The organism is Rapidithrix thailandica, assembly GCF_039710355.1.
In the GTDB taxonomy this organism is placed as follows: Bacteria; Bacteroidota; Bacteroidia; order Cytophagales; family Flammeovirgaceae; genus Rapidithrix; species Rapidithrix thailandica.
In genome coordinates, this window is record NZ_JBDKWZ010000001.1 from 40,587 (window position 1) to 58,631 (window position 18,045).

Sequence of the window (18,045 nt, forward strand, 5' to 3'; positions counted from 1 at the left end):
ATATCGTTGTGATTGTTTTTTGAAAAACAAAATTGTAATATATGGTTAGGAGGGAGGCGCTTCAACCTAATGAAATACGGGGAGTTATTTCCCGATAGGTGGCATCCTCTGTGTGTAATATCTTGTACGTACGTGATTGAACAAAGGTTTTGTTAATAAACTATTTTGTTAGTTCTTGTGTTTTTGCTTTCTGTTTTTTAGTGAATTAAATTTGATTATTCTTGGTTTTTGCTCTTTTTTTTTATTGAAAGTAAATCATTATTTTTAGAATAATACCAAGAGAACTCCATAAATCAGGAAGGGTAAAATTTGAATTCAATGGTTGGGTTTTTACCATTTAATCAGTATCTTGCCAATAACAATTCGCACAACTTTCTACACTTTTTACATTACTACCACTTAGACTTAGCAAACTGGAATAATTGCTTTTTAATTCTAAACCAATAAGTAGAATGCAACCATTACATCTCGTTTTGGTGGGGAATTGCGATGTGCTTTTACCCTGTTTCTTAAATCCTAAACGTCCCATTGACCCAATTAAATTAGCCGCCTTTTTACCTAATATGCTTGACGCTATGAATTTTTTACAGCGCAATCAGGTGGAGGTGTTGGTCATTAGTGATTGTCAGTTTAATACTTTTGGGAAAGATTTTATCTCTGTGATCAAAAGAATGTCAATACATACCTATATCATTGTGTATTGCAGTGCGGGAACGATGGAGAAATCCATGGCAGGTTCTAGTGAAATCGATCGCTATTGCGTGAGTTTAGAGGAATTTTATCAAAGTCTAAATCATTTGATTGCCTGTACTGAAGAGCGTTTAAAAACTCCGGAGGCTACCACCATTAGCCCTGAAAAACTCTACTCCCTGACCAAACGCGAACAGGAAGTGATCGAGTTGATTGCTCAGGGGCAACGTTATAAAAGTATCGCTCAACAGCTTAATATCAGTCCGGGTACGGTAGATAAACACCGGAAAAATATTCAAAAGAAATTAGGCGTGCCCAGTGCCGCCGAATTGATGACCCTCTTACAACAGGGGTATTAAAAATACCGATTTTTATTCGAAAAAATACCGATTCGGGGTATTTGCTTCTAATGGATCTTCCCCTAACTTCACAAGTAAGAAATAATTGTGGATATCACTGTCAAAAAAGATTTTAATTGCACTTGAAAAAATCAAGAATGGCCCCGTTATACCCATTTTGTACCCGGTGTATAAGGGAAGAAATATGACCATGAAGAGGATATACTACATGAGGGCAACCGTTATGCATTTCACTGTTGCCGACTTTTTCATTTGCACGATTGTTATTAACAAACTAAGGCTGGTAAATATATCCGAATAGCAGACTGATACTATCCGACAACGTTTTTGTGCAAGTTTCCGGGTTGGAATTACCTTCATACGGAATATGGCACTGTATTGCCAAATTTTACTTTCTTGTACTTAGCATAAAGTACATAAAGCTTTTGATGCAAATTTAAGCCTGATACCTGTATGTCAATTTTGTACTTGTAATCTTAAAAATAAGGTCAGGCAGTGAATATAACCGGGCAAAGTGTAGTACATGTTAACTCTTGTAACAAGGTGTACATTCTTTTTGTCATCAAGATGTTGTATGCCTTTTTTGAGAAGAAAAACGATTAAAGTATTCGCCTCTTTTTGGTTCCGACTAAATCTCGTCAGAATCGTTTTTGTATCTCGATAAAGGCTGTTCAGCAGTGGGTAACCGAAACCACTTTAAAAAGAAGTAGGCGCAATGCCTGAATGCGTTAATGAAGGTAACTATTCAAAAATCACTTAAAATGAAACTTTTTAAAAAATCTTTGCTGGTCGTTAGTGCTTGTTTGCTAAGCTTAAGTTTGTTTTCTTTCAAACCTGCAAGCATCAATGAGGCAAACCTTTCTGTAGCGACAGTAAGTTACTCTTCTACTACTCTTCAACCGAGTACTGATCATGCTGCAGCCCGTATTACGGCTTTGGCAAGAACTGCCAAAAAAGTATGGGACAGAAGTGGTAAAGAAGCTGCAAAATTTGTTGCTTATGAAGTAGTGATGAGAGGAGTTGATTGGGTACTTTCAGCCGAAGCTCCTGTAGTTGCTTTGGAAGATGAGATGAATTACAAATTGAGCAAGTTATAGCTAATGACAATCTAATCTCCCTTGGGTGGTGTTTTTGCTTCCTGAGGGAGGTTTTAAATTCTACTCAAATGGTGAAAAAATTAATGGTGCTTTTCGTGTTTGGCCTTTATTGGGGGATAACGGTATTCTTCACTATTCCGGAGAATTATTTACAGATCAAAGCGATTCGGTTAGGTAAAGTGTTTTCTACAATGTTTTACCAAAGATGGTCGTTTTTTGCCCCGCCTCCTCAACACAACGATCGCTTGTATTATCAATTCATCACTCATAACCATGACACCTTACTTTACGAGGTACTCCAGCCTGTTCAGAAGTTGAGAAAGAAGCAATATTTGGCGAATAATGATATTTCCATCATTGATTATGTATTGTCAAATTCGTTGAATAATATTTCTGACCAAATCAGGGAAAATTTTGGCAACTATAAGTACTTGCATTGTGAGGGAATGGATGAAGATGCCTGTTTTTCCATGTTTTTAGAGGGTTTTGAAAAGGAAATGTACGAAATGAATGAAATTAATACCTTGAAAAACTATGGAATCCGGCTTAATCATTCAAAGAGCGACCGCCACTTTTATAAGTTCAAGGTGATTTATGCCACGGTGCCCGTTGCCAAGTTTGCCGATAGAAATAACCCGGAAAAGGTTCCAAAAGAACAGTTTGTCTTTGAAACGAAGTATTACGATTTAACACACAACCTATGGATAGATTAAACGCATTTCTGGACAATTTATCTAAGCAGAATAATTTCTCTTACTATTTGTCAATATTCAGAATATTCATTGGCTTTCATATTATCAAGAAAATATATCTTTTGTGGGGAAGTCAATCGATTTTGCTTTCAAATGGGGTGTTTTTTGAACACAAAGATATTTTCTTGGATTATTTAGGCATAGATTCTACCCTGGTTTTAGACTATAATACCTTATTTCTTTCCACCATAGTGGTTACTTCAATACTCATCATTTTTGGTGTGGGAAAGAATTTTACATTGATTGCCTTATATCTGGAAATGAAGATATTACAAGATCTAACCTATCCCATCCTCAATGGGGGTGACAATCTTTTAATATTCGTCTTGTTGTATTTGATTTTTAGCAAATGCTTTGACCATTTCACGCTTGTCAAGTCGGAGGTCAAACACGGTAAGCTCTCCCTGTTCGTTTCCAACTTGGCCGTGTACTCTATTTGTATTCATTTGGGCTATGTGTACTTTATTTCGGCCATTCACAAAATCCACTCGGATGTGTGGTTTAACGGTACGGCCTTGTACTACATTATGAACCTGGAAAGGTTTGAAAGTCCTCTCAATCATTACGTGAGTGACAGTGGTTTTTTTACCACGATGGGTACTTATTTTACCTTGTTATTTGAAATGTTATTTATCTTTTTGGTTTGGAATAAACACTTGAAAATAGTTTTTTTACTATCTGGGATTTTATTACATGCAGGCATCTACTTTTTTATGATGATCTATGATTTCGAAATCTTTTTTGTTTCCCTCTACGGCTTTTTTATCAGTAATCTTTATTGGGAAAAAATTGTGCGGTACCTTGATAATCAGGTGATGAAAATAAAATCCATCTATCTAAAAAAGTCAGTAACCATGAAGGTGGGCGCCACCGAAGTGCTGAAAAAATAACCTTTTTGATATATAGCAAGAAAGATTAAGTGTATCGACTTGCTCTTATGCTGATACGAAAATAAGGATTACAACCAAGAGTAATTTCAATTGGGAGTACAAATCTATGGGCAGGCTTTGTCATACTAAAGGGTGAATATTCATCTACGGCTAATAGTTATCGATAACGATGGGTTTTTAAAAATAGAAATAGCCTTAAAAGCCGGTTGGTTTGAAAGTGTATGAAAACATGAAACACTCCTTTTTTCAAACATGAAAACCATATAAAAATGAAATTAAAACATCTGAGACTACTGGGCTTTTTGGGCTTCGTTGGGTTCTTACCCTATCTCATGGAGGTCCCTGATTATATAAAAGTATTCAAGCTTTTTTTCTTTTTCTTTTGGGCAGAAGGAGCTTATAAATTTTTCAAAATATGAAAAAAATCGTAATTTTCGATGGAGACTGTCCTTTCTGCAACCGGTCGGTGATGTGGTTGGCAGAGATGGACACTGACAATGATTTTTTATTTGTGTCTAATTTATCTCAAAAAGGAAGAGAAATTTTGAACCGGCATCACCTTGAACGGGTAACCCTTGATTCGATCATTGTATGGGTGGAGGGGCGCTTTTATACAAAGGCAAAGGCCATTGCCGTCTATTTAACTGAAACAAATAAATGGCCTGTGTTGCAGTTCATTTTGAAAATTACGCCATCGTGTATTTCCAACTTTTTGTACGATATGGTCGCCTCTGTCCGGAAGAAAATTATCCGGAATAGTTGTGCCTTGCCAGAACAAAAGATTAGGACAAAGTTTATCATACAGTAGCTCTATACGGTAAGGCATAATGGATTGCATGAGGCATTTCTTCAAAAATCAGGAAGGCAAATACTTCTTTAACTATAAAATAGTTTGAATCATGTTAAAAAGCAGTGCGAATGAATCGTTGCTCAATACCGCATTAATCCTGGCATTAGCGAGTGTGTTTACATGCTATCTCATTGCAAATTTGACTTTGCAAGAAGGCTTTAGCCAAATCGAGTTTTCCATGATGGCACTCATGCCGGGAGTGGTATTTTTCTTTTGTACCTTTATTGGAGGGATTTATGGGCTGATGCTGTACCGCAAGCATTGTTTTAAAGAAGAAAAACAGCCTTCTACATGGTTGGCTCTGGGCATACTCTTGCTGGGTCTTTTGGTAGTGACCGGGTTGCTGGATGCCCTGTACTTTTTTGTCATAGACAAAAGCCTGTCTCAAGAATTTGCCAATGGGTTTCAATTATATATGGGGATGGAGCAAGAGGAGTTAGAGGGTTTTGCCGAGCTCCCTTTTCTGATGCAAAATGGAGCCGTCTCCATAGGGGCTATTGTAATGGCCTTACTATTGGCTACTCCCATTGCCAATTCCCTGGCCAAAAAACCTGAGGAGAAAAACCCTGCCATGATGTAGGGGGGCACCATTCATATTGAACGAATGCATTAGTGACTTCAAAGAGGGGGAAGGAAGGGGGAGAACGTTTTATATAACAAAGTATAAGAATGACTCTGGTCTTTGGTTAGACACAGGGTTCTTTGAGTGAATACCCTCTTGCCTTCCTCTCTACCTTTACGACTTTGGACTTTCTCGCACCCGCCACTTGAAAGGAGCTTAGTTCTTTAGACCCAATTTTATTGGGTCATATTGTCTGTAAATGTGTTAAGTATATAAAATTAACAAAACATTTTAAGTGACTTTATCGAAGCTTAATTAGCTTTGCGATGCATTAACTTTCGAATTAGTATTAAACTCCTAAAATTCATGCATTTCAAAGCACTTCCTGTTTGGATTACGTTCTGTTTAGTAATCTTTTCCTTTGGCTATGCCCATTCCTAGTGTCAAACCGTTCAGGCCGGAGCCTGGGAAGATCCCGCTACATGGGGTGGCACCTTACCCACATCAACTTGTAACGTGACCATCAGTCATAACGTAACGTTAAACTCTTCGCCTACCATTGAGTCGCTTCAATACACGGATGTTGGCGCGGGCAACCCAACTTTTACTGTACAGTCAGGAGTGTTGGCGATTACAGATAGTTATACCATTACCCGTGGAGTGACCAACATCAATGCCGGGGGCAAAATTCAGGTAAACGGGTTAATGACCATTACTTCCGGGATTGCTGTAGTCAATGTATATGGTACGTTAGATATAGAACACCTTACGATGGGAGGAAACAATACGCTAAATGTAAAAAATACTGGTTATATCACCGTCAACCAGGATGTGGACCTTACCAATGGAAAAATAACCATTGATGAGGGAGGGTTTATGGATGTAAAGGGAGATTACAATACTTCCGGGGGAGCTACGACTACCTTAAACGGTACTTTAAACGTGGGACAAGAGTTGAACTTTGCAAATGACAGTAATGATATCACTGGAGACGGTACCGGGAGCATCTACTATCCGGCGATTTCTTGTCCTGCCTGGATTACAAACAATGGCCATACCTGTGAAGATTATTTGATAAGTGGGGTCAATATTTCTACTGAACCCTTGCCAGTGACCTATATGTATTTCCACGCTACTCTACAATCTCCTACAGTATTGCTGGAATGGGCTACCGCTACAGAAGTTAACAATGCGTATTTTGTCATTGAACGTGCAGGCTTTGAGGGGCACTTTGTAAAATTAGCAAAAATCCCAGGCGGTGGAACTACCTCTTCTCTGCAAAAATACCAATGGAGAGATGATGCGCCTCTTTCCGGAAGGTCTTATTACCGGATCAGACAAGTGGATTTTGATGGTCAAAACGCTTATACCCCTGTAGTGACCATGAATACTGTTCAGCCCGAAAAAACCGTATTGTTTCCTAACCCGGTGGCTATGGGAGAAAGCTTTTCTTTGAAGGGAGCTTTTCATCGAGAAGAAGTTGTGAAAGTAACAATTATCGGGGTGGGCGGGCAAATGTTATTTCGGAAACAATATCTCGTAAAAGAAAACCCATCACTTGATTTTAATACAGCCACCATAGGCTTGGCGAAAGGAATGTATTGGGTGAAAGTAGTTGCAACAGGGAGTCACTCAGTCCATAAACTGCTGGTACGGTAACCCTGGTTTTACGGAAGTAATTGTATTTATTTTACTCCTTTTATTGGGTAGTGAAGTCTTTCTTCGAAAACACCGGAGAAAGGCTTTTTTGTTTGCACTTGAATTCCTGAGAAAATCTTACCTTTGTTCTCACTTTTTTAACCAGTTTAACCATGGAAAACCCAAAACACTATTTAGCAGGAGTGGGGGCATTTGTGATATGGGGATTTTTTTCTGTTCCCTTGCGGGCACTTAAGGCTTTCTCTGCCGGAGAAATCCTGTATTTCCGGATTTTATTTTCCGTGCTCTTCCTGTCAATTATCTTATTTAGCTTTAGAAAAGCTTCACTCAAAAAAGACTGGGCTTATTTTCGTAGTATGTCCGGCTCGAAGAAGTGGAAAGTCTTGGGCCTGACCCTAGCCGGCGGTTTGTTACTGACAATCAATTGGCTGGTGTTTATTTACACAGTTAATTATGTCAATGTCAAGACGGCTTCATTCTCTTACCTGATTTGTCCGGTAATGACGGCCGCTTTAGGGTATGTAATTATTAAAGAAAAGTTGGAACCGCTCCAATGGATTGCCGTAGGATTGTGTGCCCTCAGTTGTGCATTGATCGGCATGAGTTCGTTTCAAGAGTTGGGCTATAGTGTTGTGACAGCATTGAGTTTTGCCTTGTACTTAATCTCACAAAGAAAGAATCAAGAGTTTGACCGCTTATTTGTTTTGGGGGTTCAGATGTTATTTGCCTTATTGGTATTAAGTTTTGGAATTAATCATTTGGTGGGGCATGTGCCTGCTTCGGGTTTGTTTTACGAAATCATTATTTTAATTGCCATAGGCTTTACCATCATTCCTCTTTTTCTCAATTTATTTGCCTTGCAACAGGTGAACTCTGCCACCATTGGAATTCTCATGTACATCAATCCCATGCTGAACTTTGTATTGGCATTCACTCTTTTTGACGAGCAAGTAGATCTGACGCAGTTACTGGGCTATGTGATTATTTTTATAGGCTTGTTTTTATTCAATTATCAAAATATTCGCAAACTTCAGGGGAAGTGGGTAGGAGTAAAAAGAACCACTAGTCATTAATACGTTTTTAGAAAATCAAAGTAAAGGCCTTGGAAGTAGGGGATACATACTTCCAAGGCCTTTTTTATAAGCTTATATCTCTTTACAAAGCTTGTACTTCCTTGTACCGTTAACAGATTAATAGTAAGGCTTTTGGAAATAATTTAGAAATTATAGTATATTTAACAACCGGTCTTATGACTATGAATGAAAAAAATTAAGGGTCTTTTCTGAATTTTTGGATGGAACCTATGAGGTAAATATGAAAAACCAACTAGCTTCGGAACTCAAAAAAGGGAACTGCGATGCATTAAAAGAAGTGTACAACAAGTATTGGTACAGGTTGTACAGGCTCTCTATGAAATATCTTTCCAACCAGGAGGATGCCGAAGAAGCCGTGCAGGATGTAATGTTAAAATTATGGAAGTATAGAGAGAACATCCGGGAAGATAAAGAACTGGATGGGTACTTGTTAAAAATTGCACAAAATACATTGCTCAATACCTTACGAAAGAAAAAACTGTCCATGGTTCCGTTGACCGGTGATACTGTACTTTCTTACCAGGCTTGTACCACAGAGCATGAAGTGTTGGCCAACGAGCTGGAAAATATTTCGGAAGAACTTCTTTCACAATTATCCCCCCGTAGATATAAAATATTTTGCTTGAGCCGGAAGAAGGGCTTAAGTTATGAGGAAATTGCCAAGAAGCTGAATATCTCCAAAAAGACAGTGGAAAATCAGATGTTTTTTACCTTGAGTTACCTCCGGAAAAAACTCAAGGAGTACCGCCATGCACATTTGTCGATAATGCTTATTGGTATGGTATGGTTTTACCATATTGTGCAAAAAATATTGGATTCTTGAAAAGATTTTTTTTGTCAAAAAAGCCCTTTATAGTTCGTATGAAGGGCTTTTTTATTTCTTTGGGGAAAAAAGTGAATTTTTTTTGATACCTCGATAGGTACTTTGCCCGCTTTCCTGTGTACTTCCTTTATAGAGAGGCCGAAAGAGGATGATGGGAGGATTTTGAAGCCTCTTTGATGGAGAAAAAAACTTACTTTTCATAAGGAAGCGTAAGCGAAATTTGAATCTAAACTTCCATTAGATGGAACCCAAAAAAACAACAATAGAGCAATTGTTAAACAAATTCCGGAAGGGAGAATGCACGCTCCAAGAACTGGAGAAAGTGCAAGAATGGATGGCTGACCCTGCGAATGAAGGAAAGGTGAAGGCTATGATGGAAGAAGACTTTCAGGAAACCAACACAGACTATACAGCAACCGAAAATGAGAACATTGTCAAAGGGGAAATTTGGGGGCGAATTGCTCAACAGTTACCTATGAAGCCCAAAAGTACTCAAAACTCCTCCATTCAAATTCACAGAGGTGGTGAGCGGGGCAATTGGTATAAGTGGGCAGGAATAGCTGCGATATTGATTCCTATACTATTGAGTATTACCGTTTACCGTTTGGCTTACTTGCCTCAAGAGAAGTCCGGAGAGTCTCAGTTAACTATAGAAGAGGCCTTGTACAGTAGTCAAACACTTTCCGGAGAAAAAAAGACACTCAAACTTCCGGACGGATCGGTAGTGAAGTTGAATGCCCGGTCCAAAGTTTCGTTTTCCGAGGACTTTTTGCGGGCCCGGGAACGCGAAGTGTTTTTAGAAGGGGAGGCGTTTTTTGAGGTGGTCAAAAATGGAAAACCCTTCTTGGTAAAAACCCGCAGGGCAGTCGTCAAGGTGTTGGGAACGAGTTTTAATGTCAATGATATTGAAGGGCATAACAAGGTGCAGGTTGCGGTCGCTACAGGCAAAGTAGCGGTGGAAGTCAGTCAGGACACTGTCATGTTGGAACCGGGTAGAATGGCAGTATATGACGAAGAAAAGCAAGCTACCTGTGTGGTTTCTTTCGCTAATGGAGAAGATGTGTTTGGCTGGAAAGACGGGATATTAAAATTTAATAATAACTCTTTTGAAGAAGTAATTGAACAGCTCTCAAACTGGTACGGAGTGGAGTTTGTAATTCATCCTGGCTTTCAAATTTCCAGAAACTGGTATAACGGGCGCTTTGAAAACCAATCGCTGAAAGGCGTGTTGGAAGGGTTAAGTTATGCAGGGAGGTTTCAATACAAAATCATTAATAAGAAAGTAGAGATTTATTCAAAATAATATTTTGCAGCATATGGATACTAGCTAAGTGCTTTTCAAAAAAATACCGGCAAGCAGGAAAGAAATTTTGGCCGATTTCAATGCTTGCCGGTAGATAAACTATTCGTTCATCTTAACTTCTTAAAAATATGAAAAGAAAAATACTTAAGCAAGCCGTGTTTATGTCCAAAACAGCATTTTACGGTCTGGTCTTGCACATGATATTAGCAGGTTTGTTAGTTGCCAAAGCGAGTAACGGCCAGAAATTGAGCATAGATGATATTTACCTTAGCATCGATGCGAAAAATGAGAAAATAACGCAGGTGTTGACTAAGATTGAGAGGAAAACTCCATTTGAATTTTCCTACTTCGGAACCATTACGAACAAAAGCCAACGAGTTACCTTTTCGGCCAATAACTTGAGCCTGAGAGAAGTGCTGGAACAAATCTCCCTACAGACAGGCTTTGGGTTTAAAAGGGTCAATGACAATATTTTTGTCGATCGTTTGGATCAAAAAGAACCTTCTGTGGACGATGAATGGGCAGGGCAAGAGAAGGTTACGGTTAGCGGAATCGTAACTTCCGCAGAAGATCAAGTACCCTTGCCGGGGGTCAGTATTATAGTGAAAGGAACGTCGTTGGGTACCATTACCGATGTCAATGGAAAATATATGCTAACAGTAGAGGAAGGAGATGTGTTGAAGTTTAGCTATGTAGGTTTTCAAGACCAGGAAGTGACTGTGGCTGACCAGACAGTGATCAATATCACCTTGGAAACAGACTTTGAACAATTGGAAGAAATAGTAGTAGTGGGGTATGGAGAGCAAAAGAAAAGCCTGGTGACCGGAGCCATTTCCTCTATCAAAGCTTCCGAATTATCCTCTGTATCCAATACCCGGGTAGAACAAGCGCTGCAAGGTAGAACTGCCGGGGTATCCGTATTGCCCAATTCCGGTTCGCCCGGTAGCGGTATGAAAGTACGTATCCGGGGTACGGGTTCCAACCAGGGTTCCGACCCTTTATACATCATTGACGGGGTGCGTGCAGGGAGTATGGAATACCTGAGCCCTACGGAAATTGAGTCCATTGAAGTGCTAAAAGATGCGGCCTCCGCAGCGATTTACGGTGCCGAAGGGGCCAATGGAGTAGTAATCATCACTACCAAAACCGGAAAGGCAAATGATCCTAAAATCAACTATTCTTTTCAGTATGGGCAGCAATCGATAGGAGATAATATTGAAATGATGAATGCCCAACAATACCAGCAATACCTGGAAGAAGCAAATGTTCCCATCCGTCCGACAATTGACGATGTACAAGGCATCAGCGGAACGAATTGGTTTGATGAAGTATTTGAAAATGCTCCCCAACAAAGGCATTCTTTGACCTTTAGTGGCGGAAATGATAATTCTACATATCTGGTCAGTGGTAGCTATTTTGCCCAAGAAGGTATTGCGGGAGGCGACAAGTCAAAATTTGAGCGTTTTACCGTACGGGTGAATTCCGATCATAAAATCAAACCCTGGTTGAAAATCGGAGAACGCTTTTCCTATTCGCATTTCGATCGCAGTGGCATTGCCGAAGACGATGAATTTGGCTCGGTGATCAACAATACCTTAGCGTTTGACCCGGTCACCCCGGTAGCGTATACCGATGGGTTGCCTGCACATGTGGAAGCCGCATTGGCTGCCGGGCATCCTTTGGTGAAAAACTCGGCCGGATATTATTATGGGATCTCCAAATATCTGACAGGAGAATACGGCAACCCTTTGGCACGCTTGGATTTGGAAAAAGGAAATACGGTACAAAATAAGATTGTCGGTAATTTTTATGCGGAATTAGAACCTGTGAAAGGCCTGAAAGTAACCTCACGGTTTGGTATAGACGCTTCTTTTTTAAGAGAGCATGACTGGACTCCTACCTATTGGTTTTCCTCGGAACGCTTGAATACCGTTGCGAACGGTTCGGACAAACAGGAAAATGCTTTTAGTTGGCAATGGGAAAATTTTGTCACCTATCAGAAAAGCTTTCAAGATCACAGTTTTACATTCTTGGCGGGGATGTCGGCAGTAAAGTGGCTGTACAACGACATCAATGGAAGTTATTCGGGTTTGTTCAAGGAGGATGAAAAATTCTCGTATGGAAATTATGTGCCGGACGACCAAGACCGGATCGGTAGCTATTCGGACACCAAAACACTCAGTTCTTATTTCGGGCGGGTTTCTTACGATTACAAAGGTAAGTACTTGTTTAATGCCACGGTCAGAAGAGACGGCTCTTCGTTGTTATCTCCCGGCAACCAATGGGGTACTTTTCCATCCGTATCGGCCGGTTGGGTACTGTCCAACGAAAGCTTTTACCCGGTTTCGGTAAGCAATGTCATGAGCCATGTAAAATTGCGTGCCAGTTGGGGGCAAAATGGTAACCTGGCCAACCTTTCCATTGGTCAATGGCTGGCGGGGATTTCTACCGAAGGGATCCGTTATCCAAACTCAGCCGGAAACTATCTGGTAGGGGCCAGTCTGACCAGTCTTAGCAACCCTGATTTGAGATGGGAAACCAGCGAGCAAATTGATGTGGGCGTAGAGTTAGGCTTTTTTAATGATCAATTGAATGTAGTGGTAGACTATTTTGAGAAAACCACCAAGGACTTGATCACAACGGGAACGGCTCCTCTGTTTGCCGGTAAAGAATTGCCTTTTATCAATGGTGGTGATGTACAAAATAAGGGCTGGGAATTTGAAGTTTCCTACAGAAATTCAGCGACTAAAAGTTTTTCCTATGAAATAGCGGCAAACTACACCGCCATCAAAAACGAAGTGACATACCTGGACCCTAATGTAAACCGGATCACCGGCTCGGGAGTGGGGACAGGCTGGACGGCTACGATGTTTGAAGAAGGCTATCCGATCTGGTATTTCAGCGGCTACAAAACGGACGGGATTTTTCAGAATCAGGAGGAAATAGACGCTTATCTTACGTCTACGGGGATTACAGGGTATAGTCCAAGTCCCGGCGATCCTGTTGTAGTGGATGTGAACAAGGACCAGCAAATTTCCATTGCCGATCAAACCTATATCGGTAGTCCGCATCCTGATTCCTATTACGGTATCCGGGCCAATGTGAATTTTAAAGGCTTTGACTTTTTGGTATTCCTGCAAGGTCAGATTGGCAACGATATCTTGATGGGTTTTAACCGCACTGACCGCCCAACGGCAAATAAGCCTTTGTTTTTCTACGAAGACCGCTGGACCGGTGAAGGTTCTACCAACAGTTGGTTTGCTCCGGATGGAGAGAATCCCTATATCTATAATAGTGATTTGATGGTATTTAAGGGTTCTTATGCGAGGGTTCGTCAGTTGCAATTAGGGTATACACTTCCAAGTGAGTTTACCGAGCGTTTGAAACTGAAAAATGCCCGGGTGTATGTCACATTAGACAACTATTTCACTTTTACAGACTATCCGGGTCTGGATCCTGAATCAGGAAGTGGGGACAATAATAGTTTGGGAATTGACAGAGGGGTGTATCCTGTGCCAAGGACGATTTTGGGGGGTATCTCGGTAACATTCTAAACTGATAAAATGCATTGAAAATGAAAAATAGATATATAAAAAGTATTGTCGGGCTATTGATAGCATTGTTGTTAGTGACGGGGTGTGGAGATTCGTTTTTGGAACAACCCATTCCCGGCAAATATCCTGAAGAAGATTTTTACAAAACAGACGAAGATGTCTTGTTAGCCGTGACGAACATTTATGATTTGATGTCCGCTCAGTATTATAAAGATTGGAACAGCATGGTCATCGTGAAAATGTTGCTTTCGGATAATTGTAATGCCGGGGGGAGTGGTTTTGGGGATCAGCCGGGCTACCAAGCATTGGACGATTTCAACACTGATGCGGCCAACGACAAAGTGCGGGCTGCCTGGAAGCAATGCTACGAAGCGATTTATGATGCGAATAAAGTGGTGAACAACGTACAAGGGGAAACCGCTCTTCGCAAACGTTTGATTGCGGAAGCAAAAGTTTTACGGGCGTTTAACTATTTCGATTTGGTAGTTTTTTGGGGGGAGGTGCCTTTGATCACGCAAGAAGTAGATCCCGCGGATTATACTAAGACTACTCGTGCTCCCAAAGCTGATAGTTATGCCTTGATCGAAAAAGATTTACAGGAGGCCATCTCAGACTTACCCTTGAAGAGTGCTTATGGAGAGGATGAAAAATTCCGGGTGGCTAAAGGAACGGCACAAGCTCTGTTGGGCAAGGTGTATTTGTACCAAGAAAAGTGGGCGAATGCCGCAGAGCAATTTGAGGAAGTCATTAATTCGGGTGAATATAGTTTGGAATCTTCTGTGGCCGAGGTGTTTTCCAAAGCCGGTGAATTTGGTGCGGAATCGCTGTTTGAACTCTCATTTACCAGTGCGGAAGCCTATGATTGGGGGAATTTCCCTTGGGATACCAAGCCTGAAAGTAATATCCATATACAACTTATTGGTCCGAGAAGTGATTTTTATGTGAAAGCACCTGCCGATTCACTCATTGGAGGATGGGGATTTATCACACCTAAGGAGTCTTTGTACAATGCCTATGTGGCGGCTGGAGACGAGAGCCGGAGGAAATCCATTGTTATGTCCGAAACGGAACTCAAGGATGCCGGAGGTAACTGGACCAATACCGAGGCGCACGATTACGAAGGCTTCTTTCAAAGAAAATACGGCACTTTTGCAGGACTTTCCGGTGACCCGGTAACAGAATTGAACTATGGAACCAACTTTCGTATCCTTCGCTATGCAGATGTCTTGTTGATGGCAGCCGAAGCCAATTATGAAGCCGGAAATGAGGGCATTGCACAGGGTTATCTGAACCAAGTGAGAAGCCGGCCCGGAACAGGACTTCCGGATGTGATGGCCTCCGGCAATGATTTGTTTGAAGCCATCGTTACGGAACGGCAGTTGGAGCTAGCTTTCGAAGGAGTGCGGTTTCTCGATTTGGTGCGTTGGGGCAGAGCGGTCCAAGAGTTGGGAAGTTTAGGGTTTGTAGCTGGCAAGCATGAGTTGTTACCCATTCCGGCAGATGAGGTCAATGTAGCCGGACTGAGTCAAAATGCAGGTTATTAAACGGTTGGTTAAGAAAATTAAGATTCTGAAAAAGGAAAAGGTGGTTCATTGGTTTACTGCGAAAATGAATCTGTGTATTGATTGCTGCTCTTGGGAGGGATTTGCCCCTTCCGGAGCAAAGTACAGGCGTATTGAAACAGAATCATGAAATATAAGTTCACTGCCTTAATATCTACTAATAAACTATGGAAACTGTTTGAATTTGCCAGAAGTTCAGAAAGGTCTTAGAGATGTGTGAAGCATTCGATTCAGACAGCTTCTTGTAATACACAAGTAGTTTAGTTCTATTGGGGTTAATGCCCGGGAATATTTCCCGGGTATTATATTTTTAACACAAGTTGTGGGTTATCATTTATGCAAAAACGGCTGTTAGGTGAATGAGTGATAGGGTGAGTTGACGCCCCATAAGCTTTAGCCTTTTCATTAATACTCCATAACTTGAATTAGTATTCATCCGGATGGTGAATTTATCCTTGTAACCATAGATGCAATACTGCCGCAATACCGGCCCCTAACAACGGACCGAATACCGGTACCCAGGAATAGCCCCAGTTACTGTTGCCTTTTTGAGGAATCGGTAAGAGGGCGTGCATAATTCTCGGGCCTAAATCCCGTGCCGGATTGATGGCATAACCGGTAGTGCCTCCTAAAGACAAGCCAATCACCCAGACCAAAAAAGCTACGGGAATAGCCCCGACCGAACCCAAGCCGATGGGCGTGCCGTTAGAACTGATTTCGGCATTGGTAAAGTAAAAGATTACGAATACCAATACGAATGTACCCACCACTTCGCTGATAAGGTTGGATACGGGGTTTTTGATGGCAGGATCGGTGCTGAAGGGAGCGAGTTTCAACCCTGAGTCATCGGTGGCTTTGAAATGATCTTTGTAGATCAACCAGACCAGAAAGGCACCTATCATGGCCCCTGCGAATTGAGCGGCCACAAATACAGGCACCTTTACCCAGTCAAATTTACCGGCAATGGCCAAGCCGATGGTAACGGCCGGGTTTAGATGAGCGCCACTATAAGGCCCTGCTACCACCACTCCGATAAAGACGGCCAAGGCCCAGGCTGTGGTAATCACAATCCATCCGCCGTTGTTGCCTTTTGTGTTGGGAAGTACCACATTGGCCACCACACCATTTCCCAATAAAATCAATAGCATGGTGCCAATTACTTCCGCTGAAAATTCTGTCATAGTAAGTTTAATTTTTTTCTATTTTCATAAATTCCGGATTCCTTCCCTCAATCCTTCAACTCTTCAATCCCTTAATCCTTAAATCCCGTCATCCGCCCAAGCGATGGCCGATTTAACGGCTCTGTGCCAGTTCTTTATCAGCTCACCGGTATTTTGGTTTTCAGGATTGAAGTAGCGGTTTACTTTCCAGTATTCCTGGATTTCATCCACGCTGTTCCAGAAGCCTACGGCCAATCCGGCCAAGTAAGCGGCTCCGATGGCGGTGAGTTCGGTGAGTTCCGGCCGGACAACTTTGCATTGGAGAATATCGGCTTGAAACTGCATCAACAAATCGTTGGCAGTGGCACCACCGTCAACTCTTAGCTCTTTGATTTCTACACCCGAATCGGCCTCCATCGCTTTCAGAATGTCCCAGGTTTGGTAGGCAATACTTTCCAAGGCCGCTCTGGCAAGATGTGCATCGGTAGTTCCCCGGGTAAGGCCAACTACGGTACCCCGTGCATGCTGATTCCAATGGGGAGCGCCAAGCCCTGCAAAAGCGGGGACCATATACACGCCACCATTATCACTTACCTTTTCAGCCAGCGATTCGATTTCAGAAGAATCTTTGATAAGCCCTAAGCCATCTCTTAACCATTGAACTACCGCTCCCCCGATAAAGATACTTCCTTCCAAAGCATAGTGTACCTGGTCATTGATTTTCCAGGCGATGGTGGTCACCAGGTTGTTTTTAGATACTATCGGTTGGTCCCCAATGTTCATCAACATAAAACAGCCCGTTCCATAGGTGTTTTTGACCATGCCCACTTTGGTACACATCTGACCAAACAAGGCCGCTTGTTGATCCCCGGCTATTCCGGCTATAGGAATTTTTGCATTTAAGAATTGGCCCGTTGTTTTGGCCATGATTTCACTGGAAGCTTTTACTTCCGGCAACATATTTTCAGGGATGTCAAATATTTCCAGTAATTGCTTGTCCCAAGTAAGTTGATGAATATTGTACAACATCGTGCGGGAAGCATTGGTCACATCGGTAAGATGCGATTGACCTCCGGTCAGTTTCCATATCAGCCAAGAGTCTACCGTACCAAAAGCCAGCTGTCCTGCCAAAGCCTTTTCTCTGGCCCCGGGTACATTATCCAAAATCCATTTGATTTTCGTGGCCGAAAAATAAGCATCTATGATCAAGCCTGTTTTTTCCTGGATGAGTGTATCCAACCCTTCCGCTTTTAACTGGTCACAGTACCCGGTAGTCCGTCTGTCTTGCCATACAATGGCGTTGTATACAGGTTCTCCGGTGGTTTTATCCCATACTATCGTAGTTTCCCGTTGGTTGGTGATTCCAATGGCAGCAATCTCTTTGCCTCCAAGCCCTGCCTTGACAATGGCCTCTGCCGCCACGGTAATTTGCGAAGACCAGATTTCCATGGCATCGTGTTCTACCCACCCGGGTTGCGGAAAGAGCTGCGTGAATTCCTTTTGAGCAATCGATACCGGGTTGCCTTGTTGGTTAAAAAGGATTGCCCGGGAACTGGTAGTTCCCTGATCGAAGGATAAGATATACTTTTCCATATTTACTATGTATAGGTTAGTGCGATAAAGTGCGTATTTTCAGTAGTTACTATTTGCAAGGGTCCATATTGCCAATATACTATTTTGTCAGAAAAAA

Annotated in this window: 14 protein-coding genes; 12 read left to right on the forward strand and 2 right to left on the reverse strand. The window is 41.7% G+C overall.

Annotation, left to right across the window (positions count from 1 at the left end):
• The first annotated feature begins 452 nt into the window (after nucleotides 1–452).
• The 12 genes from AAG747_RS00125 (at nucleotide 453) to AAG747_RS00180 (ending at nucleotide 15,177) form a co-directional block, all read left to right on the forward strand.
• Nucleotides 453–1,049 (forward strand): helix-turn-helix transcriptional regulator, encoded by a 597-nt coding sequence (locus tag AAG747_RS00125; protein WP_346819077.1) that lies wholly within the window; start codon nucleotides 453–455, stop codon nucleotides 1,047–1,049.
• Between the two features lie 761 nt (nucleotides 1,050–1,810).
• The gene (locus AAG747_RS00130; protein WP_346819078.1) at nucleotides 1,811–2,146 is read left to right on the forward strand and encodes a hypothetical protein; all 336 of its coding nucleotides are present in this window, start codon (nucleotides 1,811–1,813) and stop codon (nucleotides 2,144–2,146) included.
• Between the two features lie 68 nt (nucleotides 2,147–2,214).
• Nucleotides 2,215–2,859: a hypothetical protein gene (locus AAG747_RS00135; protein ID WP_346819079.1), complete on the forward strand. Its 645-nt coding sequence runs from the start codon at nucleotides 2,215–2,217 to the stop codon at nucleotides 2,857–2,859.
• Complete coding sequence (locus AAG747_RS00140; RefSeq protein ID WP_346819080.1) at nucleotides 2,847–3,788, forward strand: HTTM domain-containing protein; 942 nt, start codon at nucleotides 2,847–2,849, stop codon at nucleotides 3,786–3,788. The genes AAG747_RS00135 and AAG747_RS00140 overlap by 13 nt, the downstream gene beginning before the upstream one ends.
• Before the next feature lie 415 nt (nucleotides 3,789–4,203).
• On the forward strand, nucleotides 4,204–4,596 hold the full coding sequence (locus AAG747_RS00145) for a thiol-disulfide oxidoreductase DCC family protein (RefSeq protein WP_346819081.1): 393 nt from the start codon (nucleotides 4,204–4,206) through the stop codon (nucleotides 4,594–4,596).
• A gap of 91 nt (nucleotides 4,597–4,687) precedes the next feature.
• Nucleotides 4,688–5,218, forward strand: a complete 531-nt coding sequence (locus tag AAG747_RS00150) for a hypothetical protein (RefSeq protein WP_346819082.1) — start codon at nucleotides 4,688–4,690, stop codon at nucleotides 5,216–5,218.
• Between the two features lie 498 nt (nucleotides 5,219–5,716).
• Entirely contained in the window at nucleotides 5,717–6,859 is a 1,143-nt protein-coding gene (locus tag AAG747_RS00155; RefSeq protein WP_346819083.1) for a T9SS type A sorting domain-containing protein, read from the forward strand.
• Nucleotides 6,860–7,011: 152 nt separating this feature from the next.
• On the forward strand, nucleotides 7,012–7,932 hold the full coding sequence (locus AAG747_RS00160) for an EamA family transporter (protein WP_346819084.1): 921 nt from the start codon (nucleotides 7,012–7,014) through the stop codon (nucleotides 7,930–7,932).
• 241 nt (nucleotides 7,933–8,173) lie between these two features.
• Complete coding sequence (locus AAG747_RS00165; RefSeq protein ID WP_346819085.1) at nucleotides 8,174–8,776, forward strand: RNA polymerase sigma factor; 603 nt, start codon at nucleotides 8,174–8,176, stop codon at nucleotides 8,774–8,776.
• A 241-nt stretch (nucleotides 8,777–9,017) separates the two neighbouring features.
• Complete coding sequence (locus AAG747_RS00170; RefSeq protein WP_346819086.1) at nucleotides 9,018–10,079, forward strand: FecR family protein; 1,062 nt, start codon at nucleotides 9,018–9,020, stop codon at nucleotides 10,077–10,079.
• Between the two features lie 128 nt (nucleotides 10,080–10,207).
• Nucleotides 10,208–13,633: a TonB-dependent receptor gene (locus tag AAG747_RS00175; protein WP_346819087.1), complete on the forward strand. Its 3,426-nt coding sequence runs from the start codon at nucleotides 10,208–10,210 to the stop codon at nucleotides 13,631–13,633.
• A 20-nt stretch (nucleotides 13,634–13,653) separates the two neighbouring features.
• Nucleotides 13,654–15,177 (forward strand): RagB/SusD family nutrient uptake outer membrane protein, encoded by a 1,524-nt coding sequence (locus AAG747_RS00180; protein ID WP_346819088.1) that lies wholly within the window; start codon nucleotides 13,654–13,656, stop codon nucleotides 15,175–15,177.
• A gap of 467 nt (nucleotides 15,178–15,644) precedes the next feature.
• Here AAG747_RS00180 and AAG747_RS00185 read toward each other — a convergent pair whose 3' ends face one another.
• On the reverse strand, nucleotides 15,645–16,376 hold the full coding sequence (locus AAG747_RS00185; protein ID WP_346819089.1) for an MIP/aquaporin family protein: 732 nt from the start codon (nucleotides 16,374–16,376) through the stop codon (nucleotides 15,645–15,647).
• Between the two features lie 78 nt (nucleotides 16,377–16,454).
• The gene (glpK, locus tag AAG747_RS00190) at nucleotides 16,455–17,948 is read right to left on the reverse strand and encodes a glycerol kinase GlpK (protein ID WP_346819090.1); all 1,494 of its coding nucleotides are present in this window, start codon (nucleotides 17,946–17,948) and stop codon (nucleotides 16,455–16,457) included.
• Nucleotides 17,949–18,045 lie beyond the last annotated feature (97 nt).

What these genes read in the sequence shown, in the direction of transcription:
- AAG747_RS00125 (WP_346819077.1), top strand. Translation starts at nt 453, where the DNA reads ATGCAACCATTACATCTCGTTTTGGTGGGGAATTGCGATGTGCTTTTA.
- AAG747_RS00130 (WP_346819078.1), top strand. Translation starts at nt 1,811, where the DNA reads ATGAAACTTTTTAAAAAATCTTTGCTGGTCGTTAGTGCTTGTTTGCTA.
- AAG747_RS00135 (WP_346819079.1), top strand. Translation starts at nt 2,215, where the DNA reads ATGGTGAAAAAATTAATGGTGCTTTTCGTGTTTGGCCTTTATTGGGGG.
- AAG747_RS00140 (WP_346819080.1), top strand. Translation starts at nt 2,847, where the DNA reads ATGGATAGATTAAACGCATTTCTGGACAATTTATCTAAGCAGAATAAT.
- AAG747_RS00145 (WP_346819081.1), top strand. Translation starts at nt 4,204, where the DNA reads ATGAAAAAAATCGTAATTTTCGATGGAGACTGTCCTTTCTGCAACCGG.
- AAG747_RS00150 (WP_346819082.1), top strand. Translation starts at nt 4,688, where the DNA reads ATGTTAAAAAGCAGTGCGAATGAATCGTTGCTCAATACCGCATTAATC.
- AAG747_RS00160 (WP_346819084.1), top strand. Translation starts at nt 7,012, where the DNA reads ATGGAAAACCCAAAACACTATTTAGCAGGAGTGGGGGCATTTGTGATA.
- AAG747_RS00165 (WP_346819085.1), top strand. Translation starts at nt 8,174, where the DNA reads ATGAAAAACCAACTAGCTTCGGAACTCAAAAAAGGGAACTGCGATGCA.
- AAG747_RS00170 (WP_346819086.1), top strand. Translation starts at nt 9,018, where the DNA reads ATGGAACCCAAAAAAACAACAATAGAGCAATTGTTAAACAAATTCCGG.
- AAG747_RS00175 (WP_346819087.1), top strand. Translation starts at nt 10,208, where the DNA reads ATGAAAAGAAAAATACTTAAGCAAGCCGTGTTTATGTCCAAAACAGCA.
- AAG747_RS00180 (WP_346819088.1), top strand. Translation starts at nt 13,654, where the DNA reads ATGAAAAATAGATATATAAAAAGTATTGTCGGGCTATTGATAGCATTG.
- AAG747_RS00185 (WP_346819089.1), bottom strand. Translation starts at nt 16,376, where the DNA reads ATGACAGAATTTTCAGCGGAAGTAATTGGCACCATGCTATTGATTTTA.
- glpK (WP_346819090.1), bottom strand. Translation starts at nt 17,948, where the DNA reads ATGGAAAAGTATATCTTATCCTTCGATCAGGGAACTACCAGTTCCCGG.